Consider the following 24,823-nt stretch of genomic DNA (forward strand, 5'->3'; position numbering starts at 1 on the left):
AACCCGCCGATCTTGCAGGAGCGGCTGCTCTTGTTGGTCAGCACGACGCTGGTGGTCGTACCGCCGCTCGCGTTCGGGTCCGGGACCGCGTCCTCGCCGGTGGCGAAGACCGCCTTGAGGTCGGCGGTGTGGCAGCGCTGGACACCCGAAGCCGCCTTGCTGCCACCACCACTGCCGGCCCGCGAGCCGCCGGACTGCTTGCCCGCAGTCCCCGACTTGGCCTCGGCCTTCGCCCCGGAGCCCGCCTCGGGCTCGGAGCCCTGCGCACCGGCGGAGGAGCCCGCGCCGCCCGGGTCGGCGGCGGCCACACCCGCGTCCGGCCGGTCCGCGGCCTTCGTACCGGCGGCGTCCGAGCCGGAGCAGGCCGTCAGGGTCAGACCGGCAACGGCGGTCAGGGCCGCGGCGGCGATGCGCAGGGTGCGGCGACGGGCGGTGCGGGTGATGGTGTGGGCGCTCATTTCGGGTCCCCCAGGGCGGTCGGTGACGTGGTCTCCTCGGTACGTCACTCACTCTGTCCGGGGCGCTTAGCGTGAGGCTGCCATGCCGCTAACACCCGGCTAACGCGGCCCACTTCGCGAGCCCCGTTGAGCCACCGGCCCCGGCATCTACACCGACCTGACCGCCCGCCGCGGATGGACCGAGCGGACCACCGCGAAGTGATCGAGGGCGATTCCGTCCGTCTGGATCCGTCCGTCTGGTCCGACCGTCTGGCCGACTGCGACGAGCCGGTGATCGGTGATCTTCCTCGTCGGCTCTTCGCTTCGTTCGAGGCCTGCCTCATTGCACGTCGCGGCCGATGCCGGTCCTACGGCTCCGGTCCGCCGTCGGCCGTCGGCGGCCGGCCGGCCGTTGCCCGTAGACCGAGCAAGGTAAGTTGAACTTGCAATTATCTGCCATTGCCTTGTCGGGGCAGGTCACGGAAGGCGACGCATGTGAGCGGAATGGACGTGGGGGCCGGAAGCGGCGGGCGGGTTTCGGAGGTCGAGGTGCATCCGCCGCGTGACGTCCCGCTGGGCGGGCCGCGGGCCATGACCGTGCGCCGTACGCTGCCGCAGCGCTCCCGTACGCTGATCGGTGCCTGGTGCTTCGCCGATCACTACGGTCCCGACGATGTCGCCCGGACGGGTGGCATGGACGTCGCGCCGCACCCGCATACCGGGCTGCAGACGGTGAGTTGGCTGTTCAGTGGGGAGATCGAGCACCGCGACAGTCTGGGCACCCACGCTTACGTACGGCCGGGCGAGCTGAACCTCATGACGGGTGGGTACGGGATCAGCCACTCGGAGGTTTCGACGGAGCGCACCACCATCCTGCACGGCGTGCAGTTGTGGATCGCGCTTCCCGAAGAGCACCGGCACACGGAGCCGAACTTCCAGCATCACGTGCCCGGTTCCGTACGGGTCGGCGAGGCCGCCACGGTGAGCGTCTTTCTGGGCACGCTTGCCGGGGTGGTCTCGCCGGTATGTACGTTCACGCCGCTGCTCGGTGCGGAGATCGTCCTCGACCCGGGCGCGGCGGTCGCCCTCCCCGTCGACCCCGCCTTCGAGCACGGCCTGCTCGTCGACCACGGCAGTGTCCGGCTGGCCGGCACCCCGCTGCGCCCGGCCGAACTGGGTTACGTCGCACCCGGCCGCGACCATCTGACGCTGACGAACGAGTCGGACGCCCCCGCGCGGGCCGTCCTGCTCGGCGGTGCCCTCTTCGAGGAGGAGATCGTCATGTGGTGGAACCTCGTGGGCCGCTCCCAGCGGGACATCGAGGTGGCCCGGCAGGAATGGATGACGGGTTCGCGGTTCGGTGCGGTGCACGGATATGACGGGAGGCGACTGCCCGCGCCCGAGCTTCCCACGGTGGGCTTGAAGCCGCGCGGGCGGGTGCGCTGACCGGAGCGCGGTTTTCTTGATTCAGCCCTCGCCGGGCCGCGCTCCGGTTTTTTGGATTCTGCGGACGGCTTCGCTTACTGGGTGGTGGGCTCGACGGGCGCCCAGCCGGTCGGCGACATCGTGACGTTCGCGATGGTGCGGTGGACCCGGCGCTTCCACAGGGTCGCTTGGTCTCCGTAATCCGGGAGGGCTTCCCGCGCTTCTTCCTCGGTGTCGAAGACATACTCCCTGCCCGAAGGCGTCACGACTTTCCATTCGTCCATGGGAATCGCCGCGAGCCCTGGCCCTGCCCCTGTGAACACGGTCACTGTCTCCTTCTGTTCTTGGCTTGTATGTCGACGCGGTGCACTTGACGGCTGCCCGATTCGCCGCTCGGTATGGCTGCCAGGAGCTACTTGGTCAAGTTCCGCCAGTGCGCCGACGGCGATACCCGGCGTTCGGGGTTATTTGCGGAGTTGGATTGCGCGGGCCGTGGCGCCGACTGCGGCGCCTGCGAGGACTCCGGTCAGCAGCCGGCCGGGCTCGTTCAGGTCGGGGAATGCTGTGTGCGTGAGTACGTAGACGAGCAGGACGGCGGCGAGCGCGGCGACGAGCGGCTTCCACATGGGACGTGTGCGATCAGCAATCGGAGAGGGACAGTACGGCGCCGGAGACGAGGCCGCCGAAGGCGCCGGCGGTCGCGCCGGGGGCGCAGCCCGTTTCGGCGCCGGCTATGCAGCCGCCGATGCCGCCGGACACGACGTAATCCCGGATTTTGTCCGAGGCGCACTTGGAGTAGCTCTTGGCCGCCAGTTTCTCCGCGGCCTTGACCGAGAGGCCGAGCTGCCGGAACGTCTTGGTGGAGTGCACCTTCACCGTGTTGCCACTGGCACGGTAACTGACGTGGGCCTGCTGCCCGTTCTTCAGGCTGACCGTGTTACCCAGCTTGCCCGCCACCTTGTTTCCCGGGCCGATCAGTTCCAGGTTTTTGTGTGCGACGGTGAAGTGGTACCCCTTGGGCACGCTGAGCGTGGCGACGAGGGTTTTGTTGTCGGGCGACTTCAGGGTCTTCAGCTTGATGCCCTTCGGCTTTGCCGCCCGGGCTGGGTCTTCGTTCGCGTGCGGTGCCGAGTAGAGGGTTTTGCCCTGTGCGGGCTGGGTCTGGTCCGTTGTTGCGTCGGCCGTGTGTGGGGCGGTCGGCGTGGCGTGTGCCGAGGCCGGGCCCGCCACCGCGGCGAGTGCGAGTGCGGTGAATGCGGTCGCGGCGGTCTTCTGGAACCTCATGCTTCCCCGTTCCCCGTGTGGTGGATCGATTCCTCATAGAGGCTAAGGATCTTGGTTGTAAATACACGATCCATGAGGGGCAATTTCCCGGTAAACGGGAGGGGGCGGGCCGCGGAAGGCAGCAGCCCCCGCCGCTGGATGGTGCTTGCGGCGGGGGCTGTGCGGCTCGGATGGCGACGCGGGACGCGTCAGCTGTTGCGGCGGCGGAACGCCTTGCGTACGAAGTGCACGATCAGCCAGATCACCACGATGATGACGACCAGGAAGATGATCAGCAGCACGATGAGGAAGATACCGAGCTTCTTGAAGAAGCCCTTTTTCTTCTTCTTTTCCTTCTTCTCCGACTTGTCCTTGGAGCCGAAGGCGGCCTTCGCGTGGTGGTGGAAGGAGGCCGGTGCGGCCTCCGCCTGCGCGGCCGACGCGCCGCCGGCCTGCTGCTGGGCACTGTGGGCGACCGCCGGGGCGGCCGGTGCCGCCGCTGCCGCGCTGCCCGCTGCTCCCATCAGGCCGAGCAGCAGGGCCACGACAACTGCGGTGATCCGCCCGCTCGTTGCCCGTGCGGTCCGTGCGGCGCGTACGGCCGGTACGGCATGTTCGGAAGGCTTGCGCTCGGTGCTCATCCGGTCCCGTTTCCCCTCGTGGTTGGTGCTGGGCGCGGCGCGCTGATCGCGACGCGCGTCAACCATTATGGAACCGTCGTCCGGCGGGCCCGTCAGTGCGCTGCCGGGCCGCGGTCGGTCGCCGTCGGGCCATGGCCGGCTGCCGTGGCGCCCTCGGCTCGGGTGACCTCTCCCGCACGTACGGCTTGCGCGGCCGTACGGGCCTTGTCGCCGCCGTCGGTGGTGGCGTCGCCCTCGCCGTCCTCCTTCATCGCCTTGGTCTCGCTCTTGAGGATGCGCAGCGACTTGCCGAGGGCCCGCGCCGTGTCCGGCAGCTTCTTCGAGCCGAACAGCAGGATCACCACGATCGCCACGATCAGCAGGTGCCAGGGCTCCAGTCCGTTCCGCAGCATCGTCGTCCCGCCTTCCCGTACCGACTGCCGACTGCCGACTGCCGACTCGGCAGCTTGTCCGCTTTATAACTTGCTACATTGCGCAACTGTACAACCAAAGGGCCGGAACGTCCGTCTTCCTCGGCACAAAGCCACGCGGGTGAGGTGCACACATGACAGCAAGCAGCCACAAGGCGGTGGCCGGAAGTGCCGGACGGCGTACGAAGGGGGGCCGGGGCGACGCGGAAGGCCGGGCCGTACGCGGCAGGCGGCGGCCCCTGCGTACGGCCGGCATCGTCGCCGTATCGCTGCTCGTACTGATCACCGCGGGGGCCGGCTGGTTCTACTTCAAGCTCAACGGCAACATCACCACCTTCGGCGCCGAAGGCGTCAGCCCGCAGCGCCCCGCCGAGGGCGCCGGCGGCCAGAACGTCCTGGTCATCGGCTCCGACTCGCGGTCCGGTGACAACAGCTCGCTGGGCGGCGGCGAGGGTGACGTGGGCCGCTCGGACACCGCGTTCCTGCTGCACATATACGGCGACAGCAAGCACGCGGTCGCGGTCTCCATCCCCCGGGACACCCTGGTGGAGATACCCCCGTGCCGGCTGCCGAGCGGCAAGTGGACCGCGCCGCAGCACAACGCCATGTTCAACGCGGCGTTCTCGGTCGGCGAGAGCCCCCAGGGCAACCCGGCCTGCACCCAGAACACGGTGGAGAAGCTGGTCGGCGTCCGCGTCGACCACACCGTCGTCGTCGACTTCGCGGGCTTCTCGAAGATGACGTCCGCGGTGGGCGGCGTACCGGTCTGCCTGCCGAAGGACATCTACCAGGGCGACCTGAACCCGAACCGCCACTCCCGCGGGGAGCGGATCTTCGCCAAGGGCCCGCAGACCGTTTCGGGTCAGCAGGCGCTCGATTACGTACGCATCCGGCACGGCATCGGTGACAACTCGGACATCGGCCGTATACAGCGCCAGCAGGCCTTCGTCGGCTCGCTGATCAAGAAGGTCAAGAGCCGGGGGTTCAATCCGAGCACCCTGCTGCCGCTGGCCAACGCCGCCACCCAGTCCATGACCGTCGACCCGGGCCTGGACTCGGCGGACAAGCTGCTCTCCTTCGCGATGTCGCTGAAGGACATCGACCTGCACAACACCAAGTTCGTGACGCTGCCGTGGCGCTACCAGGGCAACCGGGTCGCGATCGTGCACCCGGCGGCGGACACGCTCTGGGCGGACATCAAGGCGGACCGCACCCTGGACGGGAAGGACGCGGGCGGGCCTGGGTCGGCCGGTGGACAGGCTTCTTCCGGGCCGTCGTCCTCGCCGTCACCTTCTGCGGGTACGGATACGGGTACGGGTACGAGCTCGGGGGCGGGGATCAGTGTCGTCGTTTACAACGGCACCACCTCGACCGGCCTCGCCGCCCGCGCCGCCGATCAGCTCAAGTCCGCGGGCTTCACCGTCACCGGTACGGCGACGGCGCGGACGCAGGACCACGCGACCACCGTCGTGGAGTACGGCGCCGGCAAGGAGGCCGAGGCCAAGACCCTCGCCGCGCGCTTCCGCGGCGCTCGGCTGGTGCCGACGGCCACCTCGGGCGTCCATGTCGTCCTGGGCGCCTCGTACGCGTCCGATCCGAAGCTGGAGCCCGCTGCCGCTGCCGGTTCCGCAGCGGGGCCGGACCCTTCGCCCGGGCCTTCGTCCGGGTCCTCGGGCGCGTCGGGGTCCTCGGCGATCGCCGACAAGGCTCGTTCGGCTGACGACAGTATCTGTTCGGATCTGTCCTACGGCTGAGTCGACGGGCTGCCGGGACGCGCGTCCTCCACGGCCGCGTTCCGGTCGTACCGGTCCTTTGCCCACGCCAGCCCGGCCCCGTACAGCACCAGCACCGCCGCCAGCAGCCCGTAGTACAGGGGAGGCAGGGACGCCATGCCCAGCAGCGGGCCCAGCGGCGACGGCGGCAGCAGCAGCCCGACGACGGCGAGCGCGCACACCGCGACGCGGATCGGGCCGGGTGCCCGGCCTTCCGCCGAGCGGCGCCCGGTACGCAGCAGATACATCACCAGCGCCTGTGTCAGCAGGTTCTCCGTGAACCATCCGGCGTGGAACGCGTCCTGGCCGCCAGGGTGCCCGGAGCCGTGCACCGCGAGTACCAGTACGCCGAACGTGGCCAGGTCGGCGGCCGCGTTGAGCAGACCGAAACCGGTGATGTAGCGGAGCAGGTCGGCGGGGCGCAGGACCGCGGGCCGGCGCAGCGCGGCGGGGCCCGGCCGGTCGAACGCGAACGCGAGCTGGACCGCGTCGAAGCACAGGTTCTGTACCAGGACCTGCGCCGGGAGCATCGGCAGGAAGGGCAGCAGCAGCCCGGCGCCGAGCATCGCGATGACGTTGCCGAGATTGGAGGAGAGGGTGATGCGCAGATAGGTGGCGATGTTGGCGCTGCTGCTGCGGCCCGCGACGATCGCGCCGTCGATGGCGCTCAGGTCCTTCGAGGCGAGGACGACGTCGGCCGCCTCGCGGGTCACGTCGACGGCGTCGCGCGGGGCGATACCGACATGGCAGGCGTGCAGGGCGGGGAGGTCGTTGACGCCGTCGCCGAGGAAGCCGACGGTACGGGGCGCGATGGGAGGGGCCGCAGGAGGGGATATGGGATCGCCGGGGGTGCCGGCGGGTTTCGATCCCGCCCGTAGCGCCGCCACGATCCGGGCCTTGTGCTCCGGTGTGCAGCGCGCGAACGCGGTGGTGCGGGCGGCGAGCCGGGCGAGTTCCGGGTCCGTGAGGCCGTCGATCCGGTCGGCGGTGACCACCGCGCCGGGGCCGGTGTCGAGTCCGAGTTCGCGGCAGACGTGGGTGACGGTGCCCGGGTGGTCGCCGGTCAGGACCTTGACGGCGACGCCGCGCCGCGCGAGGCCCGCGCAGGCCTCGGCAGCGGTCGGGGCGAGCGCGTCGCGCAGGCCGACGAACCCGATGAGGGTCAGGCCGCGCTCGTCCGCCGGCGTGTACCGGCGGCCGGGCCTGGCGGTCCGCTCGGCGACCGCGACAGCCAGCAGCCGCAGCCCGTCCGCCGTACGGTCCGCGACGAGGCGGGCCAGGCGCGCGCGGGCCGCGGCGTCCAGGTCGGTGTCCCTCTCCCCCGTAGCGCTGCCTGCCTCACCCGTACGGACGCGGGCGCAGCGTTCCAGTACGGCCTCGGGCGCGCCCTTGACCACGAGCGTGTGTGTGCCGAGCCGGGGGCCGGCCAGGGCGGCAGCGTCCGTACGGACCACCGCGCACGACGTGCGGAGCACCGGATCGAAAGGCAGAGCGGCGATGCCCTCGTACGCGAGCAGCTCGTCGAAGTCGTCCTCGGCGGCCTCCAGGACCGCCTCGTCCAGGGCGTCCGGTGTCGGCAGCTCGGCGAGCTGGAGTGTCCACAGGCTGTTGACGGCGGCCCAGTGCAGCGGCTCGGGCGCGGGCCGCCCGTCGGGACCCAGGGAGCAGTCCAGGACCGGCCGGTCCTGGGTGAGGGTGCCGGTCTTGTCCGTACACAGCACGTCGATCGCGCCGAGGTCGTGCAGCGCGGGCAGCCGCTTGACGATCACCTCGCCGCCGCGCGCGAGCAGCGCGGCGCCCCGGGCGAGTGCGGTGGTGACGATCACGGGCAGCATCTCGGGGGTCAGCCCGACCGCCACCGCTACGGCGAACGGCAACGTCTCCAGGCCCCGGCCGCGCAGCGCGGCGTTGGCCATCAGCACCAGCGGCGGGGTGAGCAGCATGAAGCGGATGAGGGTCCAGGAGATGCCGTTCACGGAGCGGTCGAAGGCGCTGGGGCGGCGGGTGCGGCGGGTGTCGCGGGCGCCGAAGCCGGTGCCGGGGCCGGTACCGGGGCCCGGGGCCGTGCCCGCACCCGTCCCCCTGTCCGCGCCCGCGCCCGTACCCGCTTCTGGCCGCCGCTTGTACGTACCGGTGAAGAGCGTGTCCGCGCCCGTCGCCAGCACCACCGCGGTCGCGCTGCCGGAGGCGACGCTGCTGCCCTGGAAACACAGCTCGGGGCGTTCGAAGAGCCCCGGGCCGGAGGCCGTGGTGCCGTCCGCTCCGGCCTCCGAGGCCGCCGAGAACTCGGAGGACACTGATGTCAATGAGATCGCCGAGGCCTCCACCGGGAATTTCGCCACCGGCGCCGACTCGCCCGTCAGCGGTGCCTGGCGCACCGTCAGCCCGCTCGCGCGCAGCAACCGCAGGTCGGCGGGGACCAGGTCACCCGGCCCGAGCCGGATCACATCGCCCGGTACCAGCTGGTCGACCGGTATCTCCCGGACGGCCGAATCGTTCGGAAGGGCCGCGCTCTTGGAAGCGGCGCCCAGCGCCCTCCTCGCACGTACGCCGGAACCGCCGGCCCCGCAAGCACCAGCCGCGCCGGCACCGACGGCACCACCAGCCGCTCTGCGCTGCACCGTCGCCGTCGTGGCGATCAGCTCGCGCAGGGCCGCCGTGGACCGCTCGGCCCGGTACTCGCCGCTGGACCGCAGCACCGCGCTGACCACCACCAGCACCGCGATCACGCACGCCGTCCCCCACGAGGCGACGGCGGCCGAGACCAGGGCCAGACACAGCAGTACGGTCGTGAACGGGTCGCGCAGGCTGCGGACGAAGCGCCAGGACCGGCCGGCCGGCCGGCGTTCGGGCACCGTGTTGTCGCCGTACCGCAGCAGCCGCTCCTCGGCCTGCGCCTCGGTCAGGCCGCGCGGCCCGCTCTCCAGGAGCCGCAGGGTTTCGAGCGCCGTGAGCCCGGGGGTGTCCCGCAGCCCGGCGCCGCTGTACGCCCGTACGCCCGGTGGTGCGAGGTGGGTGCCGGGCTCCGCCTGCCCCTCCGTACGAACGTCCGTACGCGCGGCCGCGGAGCCCACGGCCCTCTCAGGCGCCCAGGCCACGGACGCGTCCCGGAACCGCCGGGCCGTCGGACCGGCCCGTCCGGTCGGTCAGCTGCCCCACCAGCCACCGCACCATCGACACCACGTCGGGGTCGTCCACCAGGTACACCACGCGGCGCCCCTCGCGCCGTGACCGCACCAGCCCCGCCAGTTTCAGTTTCGCCAGGTGCTGGCTCACCGCGGGCAGCGCACCGCCCACCCGCTCCGCCAGGCCGCTGACATCGCACTCGCCGCCCGCCAGCACCCAGACGATGTGCAGGCGCGCGGGCGATGCCAGCAGTCCGAACGTCGCCGCGGCCTCCGTCAGCACCTCGGCCGGCGGATCCGCCACGTCTTCGACGCCACTCGTCACAGCCGCTCTCCATCCGCCCAGGGCCCCCAGGGACGGGCCCGTGCCCCCGAAAGGTCCCAGTCTAGGTGCCGGGCACCGGGCACTCCCGTACGAACGAAGATCTGCCTCCGGCCCCGCCGCGGCCTGGCCCCGGCCGCGCCACCCTTGCCCGCCCCGCCCCGGCAGTCGGGGGAAACGGCATCGGGGGGACAGCCGTTTCCCCCGAAGGTGGACCGGGCCCCAAAGTCCGCGCCGCCGTCAGGGGGGAAGCTTGCGGCGTGGACCCCGCAGTGGGGCTCGGATCCCGTACCCCGCGCATTCCTGCCAGATCCGCCGGGCACACCACCATCCTGCTCCGCGCGCCCCGGACGGAACGCAGGCAAAAGACCTGCCTCCAGGGGCCTTTGGTCCCTAAATACCCGGTGAGCACCGGCTTTCCGGCGCCGGTCGGCCGGGCGCGCACGACACTCCCCGCCGGCACCCGCCCTCTCGTCACCGGCACCGCTGCCGCCTCCGCCCCTGAACACCTGATGCGGAAGTGGTTACACTCAGCCCGGTCTGCACTGGGGAAGGGCGGGCGGGAGCTGCCGTAGGGGAGACGGGGACAGTCAGATGGCGCAAGCGAAGAAGATCGCGCTGTACGTGGTCGTCGTCTTCGTCCTGTACACGATCATCACGTCCCCGGCACGCGCCGCCGACCTCGTGCAGATAGGGTTCGAGGGCATTTCGTCGGCCGCCCACGGTGTCGGCGAGTTCATGACCCAGCTGGTCTCGTAGGACGCGCCGGCCGTACACGGACGTGCGGCGCGGGACGTACGGCGCGCGACGGCCACGGGCCGACCGTACGGAGGACCGCCCAGTGATACGCCACCTGGTTCTTTTCAAGCTCGCCGAGGGCGTCGACCGCGACGAGCCGCGGGTCGTGGCCGGGGTCAAGGCGTTCCAGGAGCTGGCCGACCAGATCCCCGAGCTGGAGTTCTGGGAGTGCGCCTGGAACATCACGGACCGGCCGATCGCGTACGACTTCGCCGTCAACTCCGCCGTGGCCGACGCCGACGCCCTCAAGCGCTATATCGAACACCCGGCCCATCAGGCCGCTGCCGGGCAGTGGCGCGAGTTCGCCACCTGGGTGATCGCGGACTACGAGTTCTAGGGCCACGGCTCCGAACCCTCGTACGCATCCGTACGTACTCGGACGCACCCGTACGCCCCTCGCCCCGTCCAACGGGCGAGGGGCTCCTGCATGTCGGGCCACTGTCGCCCCACCCCCGGCCCGCCGCCGTCACCACCGCCATGAACCCGTACGGCGGAGCGTCCCGCACGCTTTCCCGTTGATCAACTCTGCGATCAACACGGCGTTATGCGGTGCTTGCACACAGTGCACATGTCTTGTGATGCTATGACCGCTTTTGCCGGATGAATGGACTGAGAAGGGTGGCGTGCCCGTGACGGCCCGAACTGCGCCCAAGGCGCCATCCCGCGAGAGCAGGAGCGCGGACACACGGGCGCTCACACAGGTGCTGTTCGCCGAGCTCACGAGCCTGGAGCCGGGTACGCCCGAGCACACCCGGGTGCGCGCCGCCCTGATCGAGGCCAACCTGCCCCTGGTGCGGTACGCGGCGGCACGTTTCCGCAGCCGTAACGAGCCCATGGAGGACGTCGTCCAGGTCGGCACGATCGGCCTGATCAACGCCATCGACCGCTTCGACCCCGGCCGCGGCGTCCAGTTCCCCACCTTCGCGATGCCGACCGTGGTCGGCGAGATCAAGCGCTACTTCCGGGACAACGTGCGCACCGTCCACGTACCGCGCCGCCTCCACGAGCTGTGGGTGCAGGTCAACGGCGCCACGGAGGACCTGACCGTGCTGCACGGCCGGTCCCCGACGACCGCGGAGATCGCCGAACGGCTCAAGATCGGCGAGGACGAGGTGCTGGCCTGCCTGGAGGCGGGCCGCTCGTACCACGCGACGTCCCTGGAGGCCGCGCAGGAGGGCGACGGCCTGCCGGGGCTGCTGGACCGCCTCGGGTACGAGGATCCGGAGCTGGCCGGGGTCGAGCACCGGGACCTCGTGCGCCATCTGCTCGTCCAGCTCCCGGAGCGCGAGCAGCGCATCCTGCTCCTGCGTTACTACAGCAACTTGACGCAATCTCAGATCAGTGCCGAGCTGGGGGTGTCGCAGATGCACGTCTCGCGGCTACTGTCGCGGAGCTTCGCACGACTGCGGTCCGCAAACAGGATCGAAGCCTAACCGGGACGGGCGACCCGTTCCTGCACAGATATGTCGACTTGGCGCTACAGCGCGTTGCCGACATGTGACATTCTGCAGGAACCGCGTTTGCCGTGGCGTCGCCTCCGGTATTCAGGTGGAGGCATAAGTTCTCGGTTCCGCCGCGGACCGAGGGCGCCGCAGCGACCCGACCGCGACCTCAAGGGGGTGGCATGTCCGTAGAACTGGGCAGCTCGAAGGTGCTTCCCGCGATTCCCGCGCCGGCACCACATGTGCACGACGACGACGCTCTCAACACCCGTACACTCTCCCGCTCCCTGTTCCTGAGGCTCGCCACGCTCGACAAGGACAGCCCGGAGCGCACGTACGTACGCGACACCCTCATCGAACTGAACCTGCCGCTGGTGCGCTACGCCGCGGCTCGTTTCCGCAGCCGCAACGAGCCGATGGAGGACATCGTCCAGGTCGGCACGATCGGCCTGATCAAGGCCATCGACCGTTTCGATTGCGAACGCGGCGTCGAATTCCCGACGTTCGCGATGCCGACGGTGGTCGGCGAGATCAAGCGTTTCTTCCGCGACACCTCATGGTCCGTACGCGTCCCGCGCCGCCTCCAGGAGCTGCGCCTGGCCCTGACCAAGGCCAGCGACGAACTCGCCCAGAAACTCGACCGCTCCCCGACCGTCACCGAACTGGCCCAGTGCCTCGGCGTATCCGAGGAGGACGTCGTCGACGGCCTGGCGGTGGGCAACGCCTACACCGCCTCCTCGCTCGACTCACCCTCCCCCGAGGACGACGGCGGCGAAGGCTCCCTCGCGGACCGCCTCGGCTACGAGGACACCGCGCTCGAAGGCGTCGAGTACCGCGAGTCCCTCAAGCCACTGCTGGCCAAACTCCCGCCGCGGGAACGACAGATCATCATGCTGCGCTTCTTCGCCAACATGACACAGTCCCAGATCGGCGAAGAGGTCGGCATCTCCCAGATGCACGTCTCCCGCCTGCTGACCCGCACGCTGGCGACGCTGCGCGAGGGGCTGATCTCGGACTGAGGCAGGGAGGGCGGGCGCATCCTCGGCCCCATCTGCGCCCCGGTTCCGTCGTGCGTTCTCCCCGGTGCCGACCCAGGCCCCGTGCCCCCGCTCGGCCCCCGTTCACGTCCCCGTACCCGCTCCCACCTCCGCCCCCGTCCCCATACAGGCCGATGCCTGCCGTGCCGGGCCTATGCAACTGACGCCCCGTCAGTGACACTGGCCCGATGCGACGGACCACCAGTGCACCGCGTATCACCGGCGCCCCGCGTACCGCTCGTGCTCCCCATGTCCCGCGCGCCCTCCTCCCGGCCACCGCACTGTGCCTGGCCACGCTGCTCTGCGCCTGCGGAGGCGGCGACGGCGGACGTGGTTACGCCGCGGTGGGCGCCGCCGGCCCGGCGGACGGCCGCTCCCCTACGAGCCCGGTACCGCCCAGGGACGGCATCGCCCTCACCCCTCTGGACGCCGACGGCTCACCCGCAGCAGGCCGCGACGCCGCCTCCCCGCACGTCTCCTCGCCGCCGACGGCCTCCGGCGCGGCCGACGCACCCGCCTCCGGCCCCGCCGCCCCTCGTGGCCACGCCGGCATCAGCGGTAACGGTGCCGACGGCCACGCCGCCCCCGTCTCCGGCACCCCGGCGGGGGTTCCCTCCGGCCGCACCCCCAGCCACCCCTCCGCAGGACCTCCCGAACACCAACCCACCCAGCTCCCCAAGCCCTCCACTCCCCCACCCAGCACCAGCAATCCGAGCACCAATACCTCGCCCCACCTCACCACCGGCCCCATAAATCGCACCGGCACCGACGTCCGCTGGTGCGAGAACGTTTCCCTGACCCTGCGCAACACCGGTGGCCGGCCCGTCACTTCGGGCACCGTCACCTTCGGCACCCACATCGTCGGCGCCCTGGGCATCGACTGGGCCACCAGGACATCCACCCACCCCCTCCCCACACCCCTCACCGGCGGCACCCGCCGAACAGCCACATGGCGCGTCTGTGTGGCCGCCTGGCGGGTGCCGCTGGGGATGCACATCGACACCCGGGACGTACGCCTTGACTGGCACTGACAGATTCGGACGCCCCCCTCCACCACCCCGGCTCGACCTGGACCACCGCCACACCCAGTCCCTGCGCCTGCTCGAAGCCCAAGGCGCGTTCGAGCGCCCCTGGATGCGGGCTGCGTTCCGCGCGGTTCCCCGGCACATGTTCGTGCCCGACACCATCTGGGTGCGGCACTCCGGCGACGACCGCCACCGCCCCCTCACCCGCGCCGACGACGAGGAGCGGTGGGCGGAGTTGATCTACCACCCCACCGAGCCCGTGATCACACAGGTGGACAACGGCTGGCCCGCGCACGCCGACGGTACGGGCGACCTGCCCACCAGTTCGATCAGCGCCGCCAACGCCGTACTGACCACCCTCGCGGCCACCGACCCGGGCCCCGGCAGCCGGGTGCTGCACATCGGTACGGGTACGGGGTACGACTCCGCGCTGCTGTGCGAGCGGATCGGCGAAGCCAACCTCACCACCGTCGAAATCGACCGGACCCTGGCCGACGCGGCCGGCGAGCGGCTGCTGCGCCACGGCTACCGGCCTCGTGTGGTCTGCGCGGACGGCGAGCGCGGCCGTATGCAGGACGCGCCGTACGACCGCATCCTCTGCACCGCGTCGTTGTCCCGCATCCCCTCCGCCTGGATCGCCCAGTCCGCGCCCGGAGCGCGCATCGTCGCCCCGTGGAAGTCCACCCTCCAGCCCTCCGGCCTGGCCATCCTGACCGTCAGCGCCGACGGCCGCAGCGCCGGCGGCCGTTTCGGCGTACCGCTGACCGGCATGGACCTGCGCGGCCAGCAACGCCCCGCCGCCCCGCTCCCCCTCGTCTACACGCCGGACCGCTGGCCGGAGAGCCGCCACGGCATGGCCACCCTCCCCCCGGACTTCCTGGACGACTTCCACGCCCGCTTCGCCCTCGGACTCCAGCTGCCCGGCGTCCACGCGACCCGCACGCCGACACCGGACGCCGCTCCCGCCTGGTGGCTGTCCGCAGACGGCGCCTGGGCCTACATCCGCGCCGGCGAGACGTACCAGTGGGGCGCCCGCGACCTGGCCACCGAGGCCGAGCAGGCTTACGAGTGGTGGCTGGAGGCGGGCAGACCGGAGGTCTTCGACTTCGGCATGACGGTGGACGGCGACGGTGCCGGCGACAGCCATGGTGACGGGCATGGTGGCGGCCACCGGACATGGTTCGGCGCCCCGGACGGCCCGAGTTGGCCGGTGGGCCTGCCCGGCCCCGCGCGCCATCCGGCCCGGGGCCTCTGATCGTCAACAGCCCACCCCGAGACCGCCTCAGGGTCGTCACTCCGCAGGCTGACGCCCGACGCGACCGAGGTCTGACTACTCCCGTCCGCCCGCGCACTACCGTCAATTCCCGTCACAGGCCAAGGCCAAATAGGCCCAGCCCAGGCCTAACACCGGAGATGCGACGCTGGCCGCCAAGGGTGACGGCCCGCTGCTGCAACGGGCAGCCTGCGGCGGCGTCCTCATCGCGCCCGACCGCGTCCTCACCGCGGCTCACTGCGTTGACGGTGTGGACGTACAACGTTTGGAAGTCCACCTCGGTTCCTCGGTCCTCTCCACGGACCCCGGCACCGTACGGAACATACGCAGCGCCACCCTCCACCCGCGCTACAAACTCCTGCCGTCCCCGCCGACCCCGGCCGCCCGGAGCTGTCCTCCGCGGCCTACGACCTGGCCGAGATCCGGCTCAGCACCCCGGTACACGGGACGAGACCGCTCCCCGTAGCCGCGCACCGCCCACAGCCCGGCACCCCCGTATCGATCTTCAGCCACGGCACCACGGCCGTGCCGGACCCGTCCCGGCCCGGCACGGAGATACGCGGCGACGTACTGCGCCGCGCCGACCTGACCGTACGGAGCCACGAGCAGTGCGCCGCCCAGACACCGGCAGTGGTGGACGAGGCATCGGTCTTCTGCGCCCGAGCCCCACACCCGGCACGTACGGGCCGCACCCCCACCACCATGTGCCCCGGGGGCGGCGCGGCCCCGAACTGACCGGCATCTTCAGCTTCGCCGGTGAGACGGCCGGCAAGGTCTGCGGTCAGCCTGCGGACGCGGCGTTCGCGGACGTACCGGCACTGCTGCCGGAGCTGCGTGCCGCCGCGCACGCCCGCCCCCGGGCCACCTGACTCAGCTCCTTACTGCTTCGCCTCCGGGGCCACCGCCGCCAGCTCCTCCACCGTCCCCGACATGATCGTCCGCACCTGCTCGGTGATGTGCTCGACCGGCCAGTCCCACCAGGCCAGTTCGAGCAGCCGGGCGACGTCCGCGTCGTCGTAGCGGCGGCGGATCAGCTTGGCGGGGTTGCCGCCGACGATGCCGTAATCGGGTACGTCGTCCACGACGACGGCCCCGGAGGCGATGACCGCGCCGTGCCCGATCCGCACCCCCGGCATGATCATCGACCGGTACCCGAACCACACATCGTTTCCGATCACGGTGTCGCCCTTGCCCGGCAGCCCGCTGATCAGGTCGAAGTGCTCGGACCAGGACCCGCCCATGATCGGGAACGGGAACGTCGAGGGCCCGTCCATCCGGTGGTTGGCGCCGTTCATGATGAACCGCACGCCCTCGCCCAGCGCACAGTACTTCCCGATGACGAGCTTCTCGGGCCCGTAGTGGTACAGCACATTGCGCGTCTCGAACGCGGTCGGGTCGTCCGGGTCGTCGTAGTACGAGAAGTCGCCGACCTCGATCAACGGCGAGGTGACGAGGGGCTTCAGCAGCACCACCCGCGGCTGCTCCGGCATCGGGTGGACGACGTTCGGATCGGCGGGAATCAGTGGCATCGTGCGGCGCCCTCTCGTAGGGGGTGGGGGAAGCTGAACGGTTCGCGACCCCGTCATGATCCCAACGAGGTCCACAGCAGACGACCGATTAACCATGCCGCCGCATTCGAGTGCCGCCGCTGATGGCGGCATGGCCGTGCAGCTCGCCGGAACGGACGAGGTGGATGCGGTTGCCGCGCGGTGCGTTGCCGTTGAGCGGGGCGGGAGGCCACCCGTCGCACACCGGGAGGCCGTCACACTGGAAGGACCTGCGCATCAGCATCACATCGGCCGACTACAGCCACGGCATCACCCCCGAGCACGCCCTCAAGTATGCGATCCAACACGTCCGAAGCGACCGGACCCAGCTCATCGAGGGCGTCATCAAGCCGGTTTCGACACCCTGGGCCCATGAGGCCGCCGCCGGCAGGCTCCGCAACCAGCTCGACGCCCGTGCCCGCGAACTCGACTCGGTCATCGGCTCCGGCGACCTCGACCTGCCCGGTTCACCGAACTGGTACGCACCCGCTCTCGCCGTCGTCCCGACCGCCGCGGCCACGGGCGCCGGGGCTCTGCGGCCCGACCAGACACTGCTGATCGTGGAGGTGACGTCGGACCCCGACGCCGACACCGACCACGTCGTAAAGCGCCGCCGCTACGCCGAGTACGGAGCGCCGCTGTACTTGTGCGTAGACCTGCGGCAGCGCGCCCTCACCCAGTACGCCGAACCGGGCCACCTCGGCTACACCCGGATCACCGGGCCGCTGCCGTACGGCACGCCGCTGCGCCTCCCGGTCCCGTTCGACTTGGACCTGGACACCAGCAGTTTGTAGACGATGCCTTGGCAGGCCCGGGAGGGCGATCCCCGTTCAGCTCCTGGGGCAAGGCACCGGTCGACTGGACGAGCAGGCGGAAGAGCAGCGTCCGCACGCCCTCGCCCCAGCTGACAGGCACCTTCAGCAGGCACGCGGCACGCCGGAGCCACGTCAGCTCTCGTCGGCTGATTCTTCCGGCCTGCCCTCAGTCACGAACGACCCCATGCCTGGTGTGGTGATGATGAGCCCGTCCTTTCTCAGGGCAGCGGTCACCTTCCGAACCGTCACGCGCGCTACGCCGAATTCCTGCTCCATCCTCACTTCGGAGATGAGGTGGCGCGGAGGATAGGCCCCGCTCGCGATGCGCTCTCGAATCACATCGGCGATCTGCATCCACTTGGGCCGCGTCGGGTCGAACTCCATCACGAACGGGACTCTACGCATGGGTAACTAGCACGGCATAGATGCAGGCATAGGTGCCTAGGTGTATACAGGAGCCAATAGGCCTCTGCTCTTGCGGGCAACGAAGGGCCCCGGCGGGTGCTAGCACCACCCCCGGGGCGTGGCCAACGCTGACCAAAACCGAAAAGACCGTCGACGTGCATCACCGTATCCGCCGCGCTGCGGCCTGGCTGAGGTATCGCCTTTCGCCACCAGCATCTGCTCCCGTCACTACCCCTCGCGCGCCCGTGCGCCCCACCTCTGCCGCGAGGCTCACGCCCAACCCCCTCGACACCCCCCTCAACGGCGACGCCTCCGCCCTCGTACGGCCGTACCTGGCTGCCTTCGAAGCGCGCGCCCGAGCGCAGTACGCCCAGCGCATCGCGCGTATTGGCGCGCTTCACGGGGAGTTCGCCGCGTGAGCGCGGAAGAGGGGCCGGGGCCGGCCACCGTGCCGGGCGTGCGGCTGCTGCCCTGGTCGCAGGAGGGCGGGAAGCAATGCCTGCTGTCGACGGACGGCGACGGCTACGTGTCGCGGCTCGCGGACGACATGGAGGCAGCGCAGCTCGACATGGGGACGGAGCTGCTCGATCACGCCGGGGCGATGCTGGGCGAGCCCACCGCGTCGGCCAGTGAACTGCGGTTCCTCGCCAATCGCTTGGTCGAGGCGCTGCACGACGCACTGCGGGTCGCCGACAGCCGAGGCCGGCGGGTGCCCGGCCTGGGCGTGGGGGGCGGAAAGGAGATCGTCGGCCGCTTGGCGGCGGCCGAGTGAGGGGACGTCAGAGGGGGTCGACCAGTGGGACGACCGGTTAGCTCAGGGCGAGCCACGCCGCGCCGACGACGACCGCGATCGCGACGATCACGCCCACGATGAGACCGACGCGGGGTCCGCCGGACGACTGCTGCTGGGCCGCTGCCCGGCGGCCACCGGGCTGCTCGGGCGCGCCCTCGTCCACGAAGGCGCGGAACATCTGCGTGCTGCCGGCCGGGTCCTGGTTGCCGTTGGCCGGGTTCTGCTGGTAGTTCGCCATAGGCCAGGACACTAGCGAACCCGGCATGTGCGGCACACCCCTGGGCCTCGTGCGTCACAGCACAGTCGCGCCGATCCGTGCCCAGGAGTGCCGGTCACGGGCGGGCGAAGCCGCCCCGCTGTCTTCGTACGAGGTCAGCGGGACGGTTTCGCCGGCTGCTGCTCAGCCCTTGGGGAGGGTGTGCCAGCCGGAGGCGCACTTGTACTTGGAGCCTCCGTTGGTGGTGCACTCCTGCACCTGGATCGTGACCACGTTGGCGGCGAAGTTCCACGTGGTGCTCTTCGTGGCGTTGCCCTTGGTGCTCAGGTTCTCCTCACGCACCCCGCCGTCGTTGTAGCGCGCCTTGACGTACACGCGAGCGCCGTAGCTGTCGTTGGGCTTGGAGTCCTTGATGTTGACCTTGACGAAGACCCGGGACTGGGCGTCGACCGAGCCCCAGGCGTGGGCGCCGGCGATGTCCCCGTTCGTGTACTGGGCGTTCCAGCCGGCCGCCGCGTTGGCCGTGCCGCCCGTGACGCCCACCAGCAACGCCGCCCCCGCGGCGACGACGCCGGAGGCCCGCATCATGCTCTTCCGGCTCCGGCTCATGTGCTTGAACACGTGTGCTCCCTCAGCTCGGTACGTTTGACGGCTTGTGATGGCCCGGGAGGCGCCTGACATGGCCGTCACGACGGTCATGGCTGTGCGGGCGCCCGGTGGTTCGCGTACGGCAGGACGATGGATGTCTGTCGCGTTCCTGCGGTCGCAGCGGGCGGGCCGACCACCTGATCGCTGCGGCGGAACGAGATTGCTGGCGTGCCGGCCAGTGGGTCAACAGACCTGGCCGTCCGGGACAGGCCGGCCCGTGTCCGGGCTGGTCAGGCCCTTGTCCGGGCTTGTGTCCGGCAGGAGAGCCGGCAGCCGCCCGTGCGTCAGGACGGTGCGCCCGCCCATGCCGTCAGTGCCGCGTGCCGCTCGTCGCGGCGGGTCCGGACGTCCGGGGTGCGGGTGGCCCAGGCGATGTGGCCGTCGGGGCGTACGAGGATCTCGGTCACGCCGTCCAGGTCCGGACGGGCTTCCCGCCCGGTGACGGTGAAGGGAGTTGCGCGGGAGCTCCAGCCTGAGGTGACCGCCGCCACGAGGTCCGGGTCGTCGCCCGCGAGGTCGAGGTGGACGAAGCGGCCCGCCGGGAGGAGTTCGTACACCCGTACCGCCTCGGACCCGGCGGCGGTCAGGTCGAGGTCGGGCATCCGGCGGCCCGCCAGCGGGTCGGCGCCTGGCGTGCTCGGCGGGTAGACCGTACCGAGCGCGGAGACCCGGGCGGCGAGGGTGCGGTTGACCTCCTCCATGCCGAGGAGGTCGTCGAGGAGCGCGCGCAGGGCCGCGCCGGGACGCTGGTACCGGGGGACGAGGGTGAGTTCCGCCAGCAGCGTCTGGACCTCGGTGTTCTCGGTGACCGACTGCCCGACGGGGCGCCGTTCCGCGTCGTAGGTGTCCAGCAGGCCGGGCGGCGCCCAGCCGTTGACCTCGGCGGCCAGCTTCCAGCCGAGGTTCATCGCGTCCTGGAGGCCGGTGTTCAGGCCCTGGCCCGCCGCGGGAAAGTGGATATGGGCGGCGTCGCCGGCCAGCAGGACGCGGCCGGAGCGGTAGCTCTCGGCGAGCCGGGTGGCGTTGCCGAAGCGGGAGAGCCAGCGGGGTTCGGCCACACCGCAGTCGGAGCCGCACATCCGGATCAGGGAAGCGCGGAACTCCTCCAAGGTCACGGGCTCCGCGGTCGGCACCCGCATCCGCTCCGGGTCGATGAGAACGAGCCGGACGATGCCTTCCTCCATCGGCGCGACCAGAACGCCCCCCGCGCGGGCAGTGGCGAGGGCGCCGGGGCCGGTCACCTCGAAGTCGCCGAGCATGCCGGTGAGGGTTTCGTCCGTACCCGGGAAGGCGATGCCGGCGTTCTGCCGTACGACGCTGCGGCCGCCGTCGCAGCCGACGACGTAACGAGCCCGTATCGTCGCGACGCTGCCGTCCCGGCCGCGCGCCTTCACCTCCACCCCGTCGCCGCCCTGGGCGAGGGCCTCCACCTCGTATCCGCGCTCGATCACGACACCGAGCTCCCGGGCGCGCTCCGCCAGCAGCGCCTCGGTATGCGCCTGGGCGAGGAACAGCGTGTAACCGTGCCGGGAGTCCAGTACGGAGAAGTCCAGCCGGGTGGGGAGCTGGGCGAAGTGCCAGCCGGGCACGGTCCGGCCGAGCGGGAGAAAGCGGTCGAGCAGCCCGCGCTGGTCCATCAGCTCCACGCTGCGCGGGTGCAGGCTCAGGGCCCGGGAGTCGCGCTGCGGCTCGGTACGGCGTTCCAGGACGCGGGGGCGTACGCCGGCCAGCGCCAGTTCGCAGGCGAGCATCAGGCCGGTCGGGCCCGCGCCCACGACGATCACATCGACGTTCATCGGAGTGCTCCTTCCTAATTAATGAACAGCGTTCACGTGAACGGCGTTCACTATAGTGAGGCGCATGAGCTCCCCGTCAAGCCCGGCCCGCGGCAGGCCCGCCCGTCTCGACCGCGCCCGCACCCTGCAAACCGCCCTCGACCTGCTGAATCAGTCAGGCCTGGACGCGCTGACCATGAGACGGCTCGCCGACGCGATGGGCGTACAAGCGGGCGCCCTGTACCGCTATTTCGCGACCAAGCAGGACCTGCTGACCGCCATGGCGGAGCGGATGATGGAGAGGGCCACGGCATCAGCCGGCCCGGCGGACGGCGATGACTGGAGCGCGCGGCTGAGCACCCTCGCTCGCGCCGCGCGCAACGCCCTGCTCGCCCACCGCGACGGCGCGCGCGTCTTCGCCGGAACGCACGCGACCGGGGCGAGCGTCCTCGGCTTCGCCGACGCGTTCGTGGGCGTACTGCGCGAGGCGGGATTTCCCGATGACGCGGCGGCCCGCGCTCTCTATACGTTGATCAACTTCACGGTGGGCCACACCTTGGAAGAACAGGCGGCCCTCCAGACGCAGGGCGACGGGGGCCCCGAGGGCGCGGCAGTCCTGCGCGACGCGGTAGCCGCCGGGACGTATCCCCACCTCAGCGCCACCCTGCCCGCCCTCACCAGCACGGACTTCACCGCCCTGTTCGAGTTCGGGCTCGATCTGATCGTCGAGGGGCTGCGGGCACGGCATGCGGCGGCAGGGACGGAGTGAGGTGTCCGGCATCTCGGTCAGGCGACGGAGGTCGGTTGCGCGATGCCCCGGAGATCCGCCAGGAGCCCTCTGATGGGTCAACTGCCGTAGGGGAAACCCCAGTCGCCCCCTGCGGCTGCCCGGATGGTGGTCCGAGTCGCGCGCCAGCAGGCTGGGCCCCGCCGTGCCAACCGCGTACACGAGGAAGGGCCCACCATGTCGAAGCGCTCTCACCGCCGTCGGATCGCGGCGGTGGCCGTGTCGGCCGCCGCCCTGGTTCTGGCGGGCACACTGCCCGTGTCCGCCGCGCAGCCCCGGGCCGCCGACCCGGTGCAGCGCGGGCTGGACCGGCTGGTGCACGAGGACGGTTATCCCGCCGCGCTGGCCTCCGCCACCGGCCATGACGGGCGTATCCGCAATGCCGCCGCGGGCGTCGCGGACCTGCGGACCGGGGCGAAGGCACCGGTCGACGGACGGGTGCGGGCCGCGAGCGTCACCAAGTCCTTCACCGCCGCCGTCGTCCTGCAGCTGGTCGGCGAGGGCAAGGTCGCGCTGGACACCCCGGTCGAGACCTACCTGCCGAGGCTGCTGCGCGGCGACGGCATCGACGGCCGTCGCATCACGGTGCGCCAGCTGCTCCAGCACACCAGCGGGCTGCCCGATTACGCCCGGCACTTGGGCGACCTGGTCAGCAACCGTCACCGCTACTACGAGCCCCGCACGCTGCTCGACCTCGCGCTCCAGCACAAGGCAGAGTTCCCGCCCGGCACGGACTGGCGGTACAGCAGCACCGATTACGTGGTGGCCGGGCTGCTCATCGAGCAGGTCACCGGCCGCCCGGTGAGCGAGGAGATCACCCGGCGGGTGATCGACCGCATCGGGTTGCGGCACACCTACTTCCCGGCCGTGGGCGACCAGGGCATCCGGGGCGCCCACCCGCACGGTTACGCCGCGGTGGAGCCCGGCGCACCGCTGCTGGACGTCACCGGGACGGACCCGTCCAAGGCCTGGGCCGCCGGTGCCCTGATCAGCACCCCGAGCGACCTGAATCGTTTCTTCGGCGCCCTGCTCGGCGGCAGGCTGCTGAAGCCCGCACAGCTCGCCCGGATGCGGACGACCGTGGCGATCCCGGCCGACGCCGGGTACCCGAAGGGCACCCGGTTCGGGCTGGGTCTGGCCAGTCAGCCGCTGAGCTGCGGCGGCCTGATGTGGTGGCACGACGGCGACTTCCTCGGCTACGCGACCGATGCGGGCGCAACCGACGACGGCCGCGCCGCCACCGTCGCCGTCACCGCCAATCCGGGCTCCACCGAGCAAGGGCGCCGGCACGCCCAGCGCCTGCTGGACACCGCCCTCTGCGGCTGAAGAGCGCATCAGCTTCGATGCGCCCGCGCCCGCGGGTGTCCGGCGGAGGCGGGCCCGGGCGGAGGGCCTGGGTTGCTCGACGCGCCCGCGCCCGCGGGGTGTCCGCCTCCCCCGACGGCTCGCTCAGACGCCGAGGTCGGTGCGCATGGACTGCCTGAGCGCCCCCACGGAGCGCCAGACCTCCCGGTGAAGGTGCCGCTCCAGGTTCGCCAGTTCCTCGGCGTACCTGGAGGGTTCCGCACCGTATTTCCTGAGGTCGCCGTACGCGTGGTTCAGGCACCTCTTCGCCGTGCGGGAGGTGCTCAGCACCGCGTCCGGCACGAGCATCTGGGCTTCGGCATAGCTGTCCCGGTAGGCCAGTCTGGCCGCCTCCAGCTTTTCCAGGCTCGCCGCGACGCCTTCGTCGTGCTGCAGGGCGTGGAGGTGGTTGCCCATCTCCGTCAGGTACTGGCGCGCGGTGGTGTTCAGCGTGATGTAGCAGGCGCGCCGCCGCTCAAGGCTTTCGCTCTGGGTTTCCCTGCGCCTGGCACGGTCCGCGCGGCTCTGGGTCAGCAGCGCGGCGCCCAGCGTTCCCGCCACGCCCGCCACGGCGATCCACAATCCCGACCAACTGGCATCCACCATGCCCCCGTGGGTCCGCACCAGGTCACGTCTTCGAGGGCCCCGGCGGAGCACTCGTATGCTCCGGGCCGCTGTTGGCGGCCGTGAAGCCCGAAAGCCCGGCCTTTCCCATCATGGCGGGTCGCCGGGGCCGGGATGACAGGAACGGCGGCGAGGCTTGCGCCGGCGCTTGGCGTTGCCGATCGGTACGCCCGTACGCCCGTACGCCGGCCCGTCGGCCCCGAGGCCTCCGCGCCGCGCCAGCCCCCCCCTGACCTGCACCTTTACACCCCCACCCCACCCCCTTGACCATCGATCTTGCCAACCTTTTGGGTTCTTTTACCTTCACACCCCACGGAATCGTTTGCCTTCAGCAACCAAGTGGTTCTACGGTTGCTCAAGGCAACAAAAGAAGAAGTGCGGAGGTGCCCATGGCCGCTCAGAGTCAGTACGAGGAGCTGGCCCGGCAGCTCAGTGCCATCGGTGCCGTCAAGCGTGAGATGGGGCGGATCCTGCCGCCCGACTGCCCGCCCGCTTCGGCCGGTGTGCTCACGCTGCTCGACCGGTACGGCGAGATGCGGATGAGCAAGCTGGCGGAACTGCTCGCGATCGACATGTCGGTCACGAGCCGGCACGTGGCCCACGCCGCCGAGCGCGGCTGGATCGAGCGCGAGCCCGACCCGCTGGACAAGCGGTCGCGGCTGCTGCGCCTGACGCCGAGCGGCCGGTCGCTCCTCGCGGAGCTCTCCGAGCGCTACACAGCATCACTCGCCCGGTACCTGGACGACTGGTCCGACAGCGACGTCGGCCGTCTCAACGAGTTGCTCGCCAGGCTCCGTACGAGCTTCGGCGACTGCCGGACCCGGGCGCATCACGAACCCACCACCCGCACACCCGCGGAATGAAAAGGAACCACATGGCTACGACCACACCATCCGGT

General features: G+C 71.0%; 29 protein-coding genes and 1 pseudogene. 16 read left to right on the top strand and 14 right to left on the bottom strand.

The window, feature by feature from the left end:
- Window positions 1-458: pseudogene (locus ACZ53K_RS23790) on the bottom strand (DUF4232 domain-containing protein); the annotation flags it as partial.
- A gap of 483 nt (window positions 459-941) precedes the next feature.
- Here ACZ53K_RS23790 and ACZ53K_RS23795 point away from each other — a divergent pair.
- The gene (locus ACZ53K_RS23795; RefSeq protein ID WP_468840414.1) at window positions 942-1,883 is read left to right on the top strand and encodes a pirin family protein; all 942 of its coding nucleotides are present in this window, start codon (window positions 942-944) and stop codon (window positions 1,881-1,883) included.
- A 74-nt stretch (window positions 1,884-1,957) separates the two neighbouring features.
- Here the strand turns inward: ACZ53K_RS23795 and ACZ53K_RS23800 are convergent, their stop codons facing one another.
- From ACZ53K_RS23800 to tatA, 5 genes are all read right to left on the bottom strand, one after another.
- On the bottom strand, window positions 1,958-2,185 hold the full coding sequence (locus ACZ53K_RS23800; protein ID WP_468840070.1) for a hypothetical protein: 228 nt from the start codon (window positions 2,183-2,185) through the stop codon (window positions 1,958-1,960).
- A gap of 141 nt (window positions 2,186-2,326) precedes the next feature.
- Window positions 2,327-2,488, bottom strand: coding sequence for a hypothetical protein (locus ACZ53K_RS23805; RefSeq protein ID WP_468840073.1), 162 nt, complete (start codon window positions 2,486-2,488; stop codon window positions 2,327-2,329).
- A gap of 13 nt (window positions 2,489-2,501) precedes the next feature.
- Window positions 2,502-3,146, bottom strand: a complete 645-nt coding sequence (locus tag ACZ53K_RS23810) for a hypothetical protein (RefSeq protein WP_468840075.1) — start codon at window positions 3,144-3,146, stop codon at window positions 2,502-2,504.
- 188 nt (window positions 3,147-3,334) lie between these two features.
- Complete coding sequence (locus ACZ53K_RS23815; RefSeq protein ID WP_468840078.1) at window positions 3,335-3,832, bottom strand: hypothetical protein; 498 nt, start codon at window positions 3,830-3,832, stop codon at window positions 3,335-3,337.
- A gap of 26 nt (window positions 3,833-3,858) precedes the next feature.
- Window positions 3,859-4,158 carry a Sec-independent protein translocase subunit TatA gene (gene tatA / locus ACZ53K_RS23820; protein ID WP_468840081.1) on the bottom strand — a complete coding sequence of 100 codons (300 nt, stop codon included), beginning with the start codon at window positions 4,156-4,158 and terminating at the stop codon, window positions 3,859-3,861.
- 152 nt (window positions 4,159-4,310) lie between these two features.
- On the opposite strand from tatA, the gene ACZ53K_RS23825 reads away from it, so the two are divergent.
- On the top strand, window positions 4,311-5,930 hold the full coding sequence (locus ACZ53K_RS23825) for an LCP family protein (protein ID WP_468840083.1): 1,620 nt from the start codon (window positions 4,311-4,313) through the stop codon (window positions 5,928-5,930).
- On the opposite strand, the gene ACZ53K_RS23830 is transcribed toward ACZ53K_RS23825, so the two are convergent.
- Together ACZ53K_RS23830 and ACZ53K_RS23835 are read right to left on the bottom strand one after the other, a co-directional pair.
- Window positions 5,921-9,046 carry a P-type ATPase actuator domain-containing protein gene (locus ACZ53K_RS23830; protein WP_468840086.1) on the bottom strand — a complete coding sequence of 1,042 codons (3,126 nt, stop codon included), beginning with the start codon at window positions 9,044-9,046 and terminating at the stop codon, window positions 5,921-5,923. The genes ACZ53K_RS23825 and ACZ53K_RS23830 overlap by 10 nt on opposite strands.
- The gene (locus ACZ53K_RS23835; RefSeq protein ID WP_468840089.1) at window positions 9,030-9,398 is read right to left on the bottom strand and encodes an ArsR/SmtB family transcription factor; all 369 of its coding nucleotides are present in this window, start codon (window positions 9,396-9,398) and stop codon (window positions 9,030-9,032) included. Before ACZ53K_RS23835 ends, ACZ53K_RS23830 begins: the two co-directional genes overlap by 17 nt.
- Before the next feature lie 591 nt (window positions 9,399-9,989).
- Between ACZ53K_RS23835 and ACZ53K_RS23840 the strand changes: the two genes are divergently transcribed.
- From ACZ53K_RS23840 to ACZ53K_RS23875, 8 genes are all read left to right on the top strand, one after another.
- Entirely contained in the window at window positions 9,990-10,154 is a 165-nt protein-coding gene (locus ACZ53K_RS23840; RefSeq protein WP_468840092.1) for a hypothetical protein, read from the top strand.
- Window positions 10,155-10,236: 82 nt separating this feature from the next.
- Complete coding sequence (locus ACZ53K_RS23845) at window positions 10,237-10,530, top strand: Dabb family protein (protein WP_468840095.1); 294 nt, start codon at window positions 10,237-10,239, stop codon at window positions 10,528-10,530.
- 286 nt (window positions 10,531-10,816) lie between these two features.
- Window positions 10,817-11,626, top strand: a complete 810-nt coding sequence (locus ACZ53K_RS23850) for an RNA polymerase sigma factor SigF (protein WP_073765078.1) — start codon at window positions 10,817-10,819, stop codon at window positions 11,624-11,626.
- A gap of 191 nt (window positions 11,627-11,817) precedes the next feature.
- Window positions 11,818-12,654, top strand: coding sequence for an RNA polymerase sigma factor SigF (locus ACZ53K_RS23855; RefSeq protein WP_468840098.1), 837 nt, complete (start codon window positions 11,818-11,820; stop codon window positions 12,652-12,654).
- A gap of 206 nt (window positions 12,655-12,860) precedes the next feature.
- Window positions 12,861-13,703, top strand: a complete 843-nt coding sequence (locus ACZ53K_RS23860) for a hypothetical protein (protein ID WP_468840101.1) — start codon at window positions 12,861-12,863, stop codon at window positions 13,701-13,703.
- Window positions 13,690-14,952 (top strand): methyltransferase domain-containing protein, encoded by a 1,263-nt coding sequence (locus ACZ53K_RS23865; RefSeq protein ID WP_468840104.1) that lies wholly within the window; start codon window positions 13,690-13,692, stop codon window positions 14,950-14,952. Before ACZ53K_RS23860 ends, ACZ53K_RS23865 begins: the two co-directional genes overlap by 14 nt.
- A gap of 223 nt (window positions 14,953-15,175) precedes the next feature.
- Window positions 15,176-15,436 (top strand): trypsin-like serine protease, encoded by a 261-nt coding sequence (locus ACZ53K_RS23870; RefSeq protein ID WP_468840415.1) that lies wholly within the window; start codon window positions 15,176-15,178, stop codon window positions 15,434-15,436.
- Window positions 15,437-15,578: 142 nt separating this feature from the next.
- On the top strand, window positions 15,579-15,839 hold the full coding sequence (locus ACZ53K_RS23875) for a hypothetical protein (protein ID WP_468840107.1): 261 nt from the start codon (window positions 15,579-15,581) through the stop codon (window positions 15,837-15,839).
- A gap of 9 nt (window positions 15,840-15,848) precedes the next feature.
- Here the strand turns inward: ACZ53K_RS23875 and ACZ53K_RS23880 are convergent, their stop codons facing one another.
- On the bottom strand, window positions 15,849-16,499 hold the full coding sequence (locus tag ACZ53K_RS23880) for a CatB-related O-acetyltransferase (protein ID WP_468840109.1): 651 nt from the start codon (window positions 16,497-16,499) through the stop codon (window positions 15,849-15,851).
- Between the two features lie 254 nt (window positions 16,500-16,753).
- Here ACZ53K_RS23880 and ACZ53K_RS23885 point away from each other — a divergent pair, with 254 nt between their 5' ends.
- A complete protein-coding gene (locus tag ACZ53K_RS23885) occupies window positions 16,754-17,311 on the top strand; it encodes a Uma2 family endonuclease (RefSeq protein ID WP_468840416.1) in 558 nt (185 codons plus the stop codon).
- Window positions 17,312-17,464: 153 nt separating this feature from the next.
- Here ACZ53K_RS23885 and ACZ53K_RS23890 read toward each other — a convergent pair whose 3' ends face one another.
- Window positions 17,465-17,716 carry a GntR family transcriptional regulator gene (locus ACZ53K_RS23890; protein WP_468840418.1) on the bottom strand — a complete coding sequence of 84 codons (252 nt, stop codon included), beginning with the start codon at window positions 17,714-17,716 and terminating at the stop codon, window positions 17,465-17,467.
- A 266-nt stretch (window positions 17,717-17,982) separates the two neighbouring features.
- On the opposite strand from ACZ53K_RS23890, the gene ACZ53K_RS23895 reads away from it, so the two are divergent.
- Window positions 17,983-18,156, top strand: coding sequence for a hypothetical protein (locus ACZ53K_RS23895; protein WP_468840112.1), 174 nt, complete (start codon window positions 17,983-17,985; stop codon window positions 18,154-18,156).
- Window positions 18,153-18,509, top strand: coding sequence for a hypothetical protein (locus ACZ53K_RS23900; protein ID WP_468840114.1), 357 nt, complete (start codon window positions 18,153-18,155; stop codon window positions 18,507-18,509). The genes ACZ53K_RS23895 and ACZ53K_RS23900 overlap by 4 nt, the downstream gene beginning before the upstream one ends.
- Before the next feature lie 37 nt (window positions 18,510-18,546).
- On the opposite strand, the gene ACZ53K_RS23905 is transcribed toward ACZ53K_RS23900, so the two are convergent.
- From ACZ53K_RS23905 to ACZ53K_RS23915, 3 genes are all read right to left on the bottom strand, one after another.
- Window positions 18,547-18,768 (bottom strand): hypothetical protein, encoded by a 222-nt coding sequence (locus tag ACZ53K_RS23905; protein ID WP_468840117.1) that lies wholly within the window; start codon window positions 18,766-18,768, stop codon window positions 18,547-18,549.
- Between the two features lie 162 nt (window positions 18,769-18,930).
- Window positions 18,931-19,368 carry a hypothetical protein gene (locus ACZ53K_RS23910; protein WP_468840119.1) on the bottom strand — a complete coding sequence of 146 codons (438 nt, stop codon included), beginning with the start codon at window positions 19,366-19,368 and terminating at the stop codon, window positions 18,931-18,933.
- A 311-nt stretch (window positions 19,369-19,679) separates the two neighbouring features.
- Window positions 19,680-21,191 carry a monooxygenase gene (locus ACZ53K_RS23915; protein ID WP_468840122.1) on the bottom strand — a complete coding sequence of 504 codons (1,512 nt, stop codon included), beginning with the start codon at window positions 21,189-21,191 and terminating at the stop codon, window positions 19,680-19,682.
- Window positions 21,192-21,255: 64 nt separating this feature from the next.
- Here ACZ53K_RS23915 and ACZ53K_RS23920 point away from each other — a divergent pair, with 64 nt between their 5' ends.
- A complete protein-coding gene (locus ACZ53K_RS23920) occupies window positions 21,256-21,939 on the top strand; it encodes a TetR/AcrR family transcriptional regulator (protein WP_468840125.1) in 684 nt (227 codons plus the stop codon).
- A gap of 195 nt (window positions 21,940-22,134) precedes the next feature.
- A complete protein-coding gene (locus ACZ53K_RS23925) occupies window positions 22,135-23,283 on the top strand; it encodes a serine hydrolase domain-containing protein (protein WP_468840128.1) in 1,149 nt (382 codons plus the stop codon).
- A gap of 123 nt (window positions 23,284-23,406) precedes the next feature.
- Here the strand turns inward: ACZ53K_RS23925 and ACZ53K_RS23930 are convergent, their stop codons facing one another.
- Window positions 23,407-23,907, bottom strand: coding sequence for a hypothetical protein (locus ACZ53K_RS23930; protein WP_468840130.1), 501 nt, complete (start codon window positions 23,905-23,907; stop codon window positions 23,407-23,409).
- Between the two features lie 407 nt (window positions 23,908-24,314).
- Here ACZ53K_RS23930 and ACZ53K_RS23935 point away from each other — a divergent pair, with 407 nt between their 5' ends.
- Window positions 24,315-24,788 carry a MarR family winged helix-turn-helix transcriptional regulator gene (locus ACZ53K_RS23935; protein ID WP_398164931.1) on the top strand — a complete coding sequence of 158 codons (474 nt, stop codon included), beginning with the start codon at window positions 24,315-24,317 and terminating at the stop codon, window positions 24,786-24,788.
- The last annotated feature ends 35 nt before the right edge of the window (window positions 24,789-24,823 follow it).

This window comes from Streptomyces sp. NPDC033221, from assembly GCF_055577005.1.